This window comes from Candidatus Rokuibacteriota bacterium (genome assembly GCA_030647435.1).
Classification (GTDB): Bacteria; Methylomirabilota; Methylomirabilia; order Rokubacteriales; family CSP1-6; genus AR37.
Map to the genome: position 1 here is coordinate 1 of JAUSJX010000011.1, position 6,056 is coordinate 6,056.

Below are 6,056 nucleotides of genomic sequence, written 5' to 3' on the forward strand. Positions count from 1 at the left end.
TAGCCCGGATTATGCGTGAACACATACGCCACCCTCACCCCGACCCTCTCCCTCTCCGAGGGAGAGGGAGACGCTTTGATCCCCTCGCCCCCGGAGGGGGAGAGGGACAGGGTGAGGGGGCGCATAGGACGCGGAACACGCGTTCGTGAATAGAGCAGGCTAAAGGAGAAACACCGAGCATGGCTGACGGCGGCGTACCGATGACGGTGGATTTCCGCACCGAGCCGGCGAAATACAAGCACTGGAAGCTGGCCTTCGACGGCCCTGTCGCGACGCTGGCGATGGACGTGAGGGAAGACGGCGGGCTCAAGCCCGGGTACGAGCTCAAGCTGAACTCCTACGATCTCGGCGTGGATATCGAGCTCTACGACGCGATCCAGCGCCTGCGCTTCGAGCATCCCGAAATCGGGGCGGTGGTGCTGACCTCGGGCAAGGAGCGCATCTTCTGCGCCGGCGCCAACATCCGCATGCTGAGCCAGTCCTCCCACGGCTGGAAGGTCAACTTCTGCAAGTTCACCAACGAGACCCGCAACGCGATCGAGGAGGCGACCGCCGAGTCGCGCCAGAGCTATCTCTGCGCGGTCAACGGCCCCTGCGCGGGCGGCGGCTACGAAATGGCGCTGGCGACAGACTGGATCATCATGGCCGACGACGGCTCGACCACGGTGGCGCTGCCCGAGGTGCCGCTCCTCGCCGTCCTGCCCGGCACCGGAGGCCTGACGCGCCTGGTGGACAAGCGGAAGGTCCGCCGCGACCGCGCCGACTTCTTCTCGACACTCGAGGAGGGCATCAAGGGGCAGCGCGCCGTCGAATGGCGGCTCGTGGACGAGGTCGTGCCGCGCTCCAAGCTCGAGGAGACGGTCAAGCGACGGGCTGCCGAGCGCGCCGCGCGCACCGACCGGCCCGCTGGGGCCAGGGGCATCGCCCTCACGCCGCTCCGGCGCGCCATCGAAGGTATGCGGATCACCTACGGCACCATCGCCTGCGCCGTTGACCGTGGGCGGGGCGTCGCGGAGATCACGGTCAAGGGACCCGGCGTTCCGCCACCTGCCACCCTCGAGGCCATTCACGCCGTCGGCGCCGACTTTTGGCCACTCGCCCTGGCGCGCGATCTCGACGACCTCATCCTCCACCTTCGCGCCAACGAGGAGGAGATCGGCATCTGGGTCTTCCGGACGGAGGGGAGCGCCGATCTCGTCGAGGCCCATGACCGCGCGCTCCAGGAGCACGCGGCGGACTGGCTGGTGCGCGAGATCCGCCTCTATCTCAAGCGCACGTTCAAGCGCCTCGACGTGTCTTCGAGGTCGATCTTCACGTTGATCGAGCCGGGCTCGTGCTTCGCGGGGACGCTGCTCGAGCTGGCGCTGGCGGCCGACCGGTCCTACATGCTCGACGGCGCTCTCGAGGGCGACACGCGCAAGCCCGCCGCCGTGCGCCTGACCGGGATGAACTTCGGGCCGTACCCGATGGTCAACGGGCTGACGCGCCTCGCGAGCCGCTTCCTCGACGAGCCGGCGCGGACCGACGACCTCAAGCGGCGGATCGGCGAGGACATGGACGCTCCCGCCGCGGCTGACGCGGGGCTGGTGACCTTCACCCCCGACGACATCGATTGGGAGGACGAGGTCCGCGTCGGCATCGAGGCGCGCGCCGCGTTCTCGCCCGACGCGCTCACCGGCATGGAGGCCTCGCTCCGCTTCGGCGGGCCCGAGACGCTCGAGAGCAAGATTTTCAGCCGCCTGTCGGCGTGGCAGAACTGGATTTTCCAGCGCCCCAACGCCGTCGGGGACAATGGCGCGCTCCGGGTCTACGGCACGGGGCAGCGCAGCGAATTCGACCGGAGGAGAGTGTGATGGCCGGCATCGACTACACGACGCTGATCCCGAACAACGTCGACCTGCACGAGAACCGGCGGCTCCAGCGCGCGCTCGAGGACTGGCAGCCCAAGTTCCTCGAGTGGTGGCAGGACATGGGGCCGACCGGATTCCAGACGAAGGACGTCTACCTCCGGACGGCCATCAGCGTGGACGCGCAGGGCTGGGCAAAGTTCGGCTACACGAGGATGCCGGACTACCGCTGGGGAATCTTCCTCGCCGAGCCGGAGCCGGGGCGCCAGGTCAACTTCGGCGACCACAAGGGCCGGCCCGCCTGGCAGGAGGTGCCGGGCGAGTACCGCAGCACGCTTCGCCGCCTCATCGTCACCCAGGGCGACACCGAGCCGGCGTCCGTAGAACAGCAGCGCCACCTCGGCCGGACTTGTCCATCGCTCTACGACCTCCGCAACATCTTCCAGGTCAACGTCGAGGAGGGCCGCCACCTCTGGGCCATGGTCTACCTGCTCGACGCGCACTTCGGGCGCGACGGGCGCGAGGAGTCGGAGGCGCTCCTCCAGCGCCGGTCGGGGGACGCCGACAAGCCGCGCATCCTGGCCGCCTTCAACGAAAAGACCCCCGACTGGCTGTCCTTCTTCATGTTCTGCTTCTTCACCGACCGCGACGGCAAATACCAGCTGGCGAGTCTCGCGGAAAGCGGCTTCGACCCGCTCTCCCAGACCTGCCGCTTCATGCTGACTGAGGAGGCCCACCACATGTTCGTGGGCGAAGCGGGCGTCATGCGGATCGTCCAGCGCGCCTGCGAGCTGATGCGCGAGCACAAGACGGACGATCTCACAAAGCACGGCGGCATCGACCTGCGCACGATCCAAAGGTACCTGAACTTCCATTGTTCGGTCTCGCTCGACCTCTTCGGCTCGGAGATCTCCACCAACGCCGCCAACTTCTACACCGCGGGGCTCAAGGGACGCTTCGAGGAGACCAAGAAGTACGATGACCACCTGCTGAAGGAGGCGACGTACACCGTCGCCGAGCTCGACGGTGAGCGCATCGTCACGCGCGAGGAAGGGGCGCTGGTGTCGTTGAACGAGCGGCTGCGCGACGACTACATCGCCGACTGCGCGCGCGGCGTAGCGCGCTGGAACGAGGTCATCAAGAAGCACGGGATAGACTTCGAGCTCCGGCTTCCGCACCGGGCCTTCCACCGCGCGATCGGCATGTTCGCCGACGTGCGCGTGTCGCCCGACGGGCAGGTCATCAGCCAGGCCGAGTGGGACGCCAAGCACCGCGACTGGCTGCCGACCGAGGAGGACAAGGCGTACATCGAGAGCCTCATGCGCCCTGTGACCGAGCCCGGCAAGTTCGCCCACTGGATCGCCCCGCCCGCGCGCGGCATCAACGGCCAGCCTGTCGACTTCGAGTACGTGCGGTTGGCCTGAACGGAGGAGTCATGCCCAAGACCGTGACGCCGAAGAGCTTTGGAGCCCCGCTGGGGATGTACTCGCACGGGATGGTGGCGCCGGGCGGGGAGATCGTCGTGGTCGCCGGCCAGGTCGGTATGGGGCAGGGGGGCCAGGTCGCAGGCGGTGACGTCGTTGCCCAGACGAAGCAGGCCCTGGAAAACGTGCGCGCCGTCGTGGAGGCGGCCGGCTGCGCGATGCGCGATATCGTCCGGCTCCAGACTTTCCTGACGCACGCCGAGAACATCGACGGCTTCATGAAGGCGCGCGCCGAAGTCTTCCCGAGCTACTTCCCGGACGGCGCCTATCCGCCGAACACCCTGCTCGTCATCTCGCGGCTCGTGAAGCCGGAGCTACTCGTCGAGATCGAAGCGATGGCCGTCAAACCCGCGAAGGCCCCAACGGCGCCGCGGCGGACAGCCAAGACCGCGAAGCGACCCCGCGCCAAGAAGCGCCGCCGCTCGAGGTAGGAGGCGAACATGACCGACAAGCACGAAGCCCTCAAGATCATTCAGGCCTTGCCGGATGACTGTTCCACGGAGGACATTCTCGCGGAGCTGTTTTTCAAACAGCAGGTCGACGCTGGGCTGAGGGATGTTGCCGAGGGCCGGACGATCTCCCACGATGAGCTGAGGGAGCGCTTCGCGAAGTGGCGCAGCTCCGCTGGACGTTAGCGAGCCAGCAGGACCTTGTTGAGTTCGGAGACTTTATTGCCAGAGATTCGATCGTCTACGCGATCAAGGAAGTTGAGCGGATGGTTGTGGCTGCGGAAGGCTTGCAATCGAATCCGCTGATGGGGCGAGTAGTTCCGGAGTACCGCCGCGAGGATCTTCGCGAGCTGATTGTCCGGAGCTATCGATTGGTGTATCTGGTGCGAGGGCCTGAGGTCATCGTGATCCGTGTCGTGCACGGTGCGCGTGATTTCACCGGGACGCTCGGCCCACAACCCTGGCGCCTTACGTAGTGGTGGAGGGCTCGCCATGAAAGTGCCGCAGTTCGAGGTGCCCGACCGCTTCAACGCCGTCACCCTCTTCGTGGACCGGCACATCGCCGAGGGCCGCGGGGGCAAGGTTGCCTTCCTCCACGAGGGAGGCGAGCTGACCTATGCCGGCCTCCAGGAGCTGGTCAACCGCGCAGGCAACGCGCTGCGCGGCCTCGGCGTCGAGCCCGAGCACCGCGTGCTGTGCCTGCTGCTGGACTCGCCGGAGTTCCTTGCCACCTTCTGGGGCGCCATCAAGATCGGGGCCGTGCCCATCCCGATCAACACCATGATGCGCGGTCAGGACTACCTCTACTTCCTGAACGACAGCCGCGCCCGGATCGCCGTGATCTCCGAGCCGCTCCTGGCCGAGGCCGGGCCCATACTCGCCCAGGCGCGCCACCTCAAGCACGTCGTCGTGGTCGGCAAGCCCGACGCCGGGCAGATCGGCTTCGACGCGTGGCTCGCCAAGGCCTCATCCACCCTCGAGACCGTGGACACGTCCAAGGACGACTCCTGCTTCTGGCTCTACTCCTCGGGCTCGACCGGCTTTCCGAAGGGCGCCGTCCACCTCCAGCACGACATGGTGGTCTGCGCCGATACCTACGCGCTCCAGGTGCTGGGCATCACGCCCGAGGACAGGACCTTCTCGGCGGCCAAGCTCTTCTTCGCCTACGGCCTCGGCAACAACATGTACTTCCCCATGCGCGTCGGGGCGCAGGGCGTGCTCTACCCGCACCGGCCGCTGCCCGAGGCCATGTTCGAGGTGATCCACCGCCACAAGCCGACCATCTTCTTCGGAGTGCCGACGCTCTACGCCGCCATGCTCCAGGTCAAGGAGGCCGAGAAGCGCTACGATCTCTCGTCGGTGCGCCGCTGCGTGTCGGCCGGCGAGGCGCTGCCGGAGGAGATCTACAAGCGCTGGCGCGAGCGTTTCGGCGTCGAGATCCTCGACGGCATCGGCACGACCGAGATCCTGCACATCTTCCTCTCGAACCCGCCGGGGCGGGCGAGACCGGGCTCGACCGGCCTCGCGGTGCCGGGGTACGAGGCGCGCATCGTGGACGACGAGGGGCTGCCCGTGCCGCAGGGCGAGATCGGCAACCTGCGGGTCAAGGGCGACTCGACCATGGCGTACTACTGGAACCAGCACGAGAAGACCAAGGCGACACTCTTCGGCGAGTGGATCCAGACGGGCGACAAGTACTACCAGGACGCGGACGGCTACTTCTGGTACTGCGGCCGCGCCGACGACATGCTCAAAGTCGGCGGCATCTGGGTCTCGCCGGTGGAGGTCGAGAACACGCTGGTCGGCCACCAGGCCGTGTTCGAGGCCGCGGTCGTCGGGCACGAGGACACGGACCGGCTCGTCAAGCCCAAGGCGTTCGTCGTGCTCAAGGACGGCCACGCGGCGACACCCGCGCTCGAGGACGAGCTCAAGGGGTTCGTCAAGGACAAGCTCGCTCCGTACAAGTACCCGCGCTGGATCGAGTTCGTCCCCGAGCTGCCCAAGACGGCTACCGGCAAGATCCAGCGCTTCAAGCTGAGGTGACCGAGAGCCTAGATAACATATAACCCGCTCTCAGTCATAGCCCGCCTCGCCCGAGCGTCTTCCCCCGGGGTCTTCCTTGGGTCTTCTTGTCACAGGATGCGCGGCATGCCGGTCTTGGGACCGTAGGCGCCCATCGACATGTGCAGCGGCCGGTCCGCGAGGGCGGCGTCGGGCCACTTCACCGGCTGGGTCATGAGGCAGAAGAATAGACCAGAGAAGCGATGACCGCAAAC

At 66.9% G+C, this 6,056-nt stretch carries 6 protein-coding genes; all 6 read left to right on the forward strand.

The features are described from left to right. Window positions 1–179: 179 nt before the first annotated feature. The 6 genes from boxC to Q7W02_01935 are packed head-to-tail and all read left to right on the forward strand — an operon-like array spanning window position 180 to window position 5,823. Window positions 180–1,853 carry a 2,3-epoxybenzoyl-CoA dihydrolase gene (boxC, locus tag Q7W02_01910; GenBank protein ID MDO8474944.1) on the forward strand — a complete coding sequence of 558 codons (1,674 nt, stop codon included), beginning with the start codon at window positions 180–182 and terminating at the stop codon, window positions 1,851–1,853. Continuing rightward, window positions 1,853–3,271 carry a benzoyl-CoA 2,3-epoxidase subunit BoxB gene (gene boxB, locus Q7W02_01915; GenBank protein ID MDO8474945.1) on the forward strand — a complete coding sequence of 473 codons (1,419 nt, stop codon included), beginning with the start codon at window positions 1,853–1,855 and terminating at the stop codon, window positions 3,269–3,271. The genes boxC and boxB overlap by 1 nt, the downstream gene beginning before the upstream one ends. 11 nt (window positions 3,272–3,282) lie before the next feature. Then, window positions 3,283–3,762 carry a RidA family protein gene (locus tag Q7W02_01920; GenBank protein ID MDO8474946.1) on the forward strand — a complete coding sequence of 160 codons (480 nt, stop codon included), beginning with the start codon at window positions 3,283–3,285 and terminating at the stop codon, window positions 3,760–3,762. A 9-nt stretch (window positions 3,763–3,771) separates the two neighbouring features. Next, the gene (locus Q7W02_01925) at window positions 3,772–3,966 is read left to right on the forward strand and encodes a hypothetical protein (GenBank protein MDO8474947.1); all 195 of its coding nucleotides are present in this window, start codon (window positions 3,772–3,774) and stop codon (window positions 3,964–3,966) included. Next, on the forward strand, window positions 3,942–4,256 hold the full coding sequence (locus Q7W02_01930) for a type II toxin-antitoxin system RelE/ParE family toxin (protein ID MDO8474948.1): 315 nt from the start codon (window positions 3,942–3,944) through the stop codon (window positions 4,254–4,256). The genes Q7W02_01925 and Q7W02_01930 overlap by 25 nt, the downstream gene beginning before the upstream one ends. A 16-nt stretch (window positions 4,257–4,272) precedes the next feature. Beyond that, the gene (locus Q7W02_01935) at window positions 4,273–5,823 is read left to right on the forward strand and encodes a benzoate-CoA ligase family protein (protein ID MDO8474949.1); all 1,551 of its coding nucleotides are present in this window, start codon (window positions 4,273–4,275) and stop codon (window positions 5,821–5,823) included. Window positions 5,824–6,056: the final 233 nt, after the last annotated feature.

Excerpts from the sequence above, each read along its gene's own strand:
- Q7W02_01920 (MDO8474946.1), top strand. The coding sequence starts at position 3,283 with ATGCCCAAGACCGTGACGCCGAAGAGCTTTGGAGCCCCGCTGGGGATG.
- boxB (MDO8474945.1), top strand. The coding sequence starts at position 1,853 with ATGGCCGGCATCGACTACACGACGCTGATCCCGAACAACGTCGACCTG.
- boxC (MDO8474944.1), top strand. The coding sequence starts at position 180 with ATGGCTGACGGCGGCGTACCGATGACGGTGGATTTCCGCACCGAGCCG.
- Q7W02_01935 (MDO8474949.1), top strand. The coding sequence starts at position 4,273 with ATGAAAGTGCCGCAGTTCGAGGTGCCCGACCGCTTCAACGCCGTCACC.
- Q7W02_01925 (MDO8474947.1), top strand. The coding sequence starts at position 3,772 with ATGACCGACAAGCACGAAGCCCTCAAGATCATTCAGGCCTTGCCGGAT.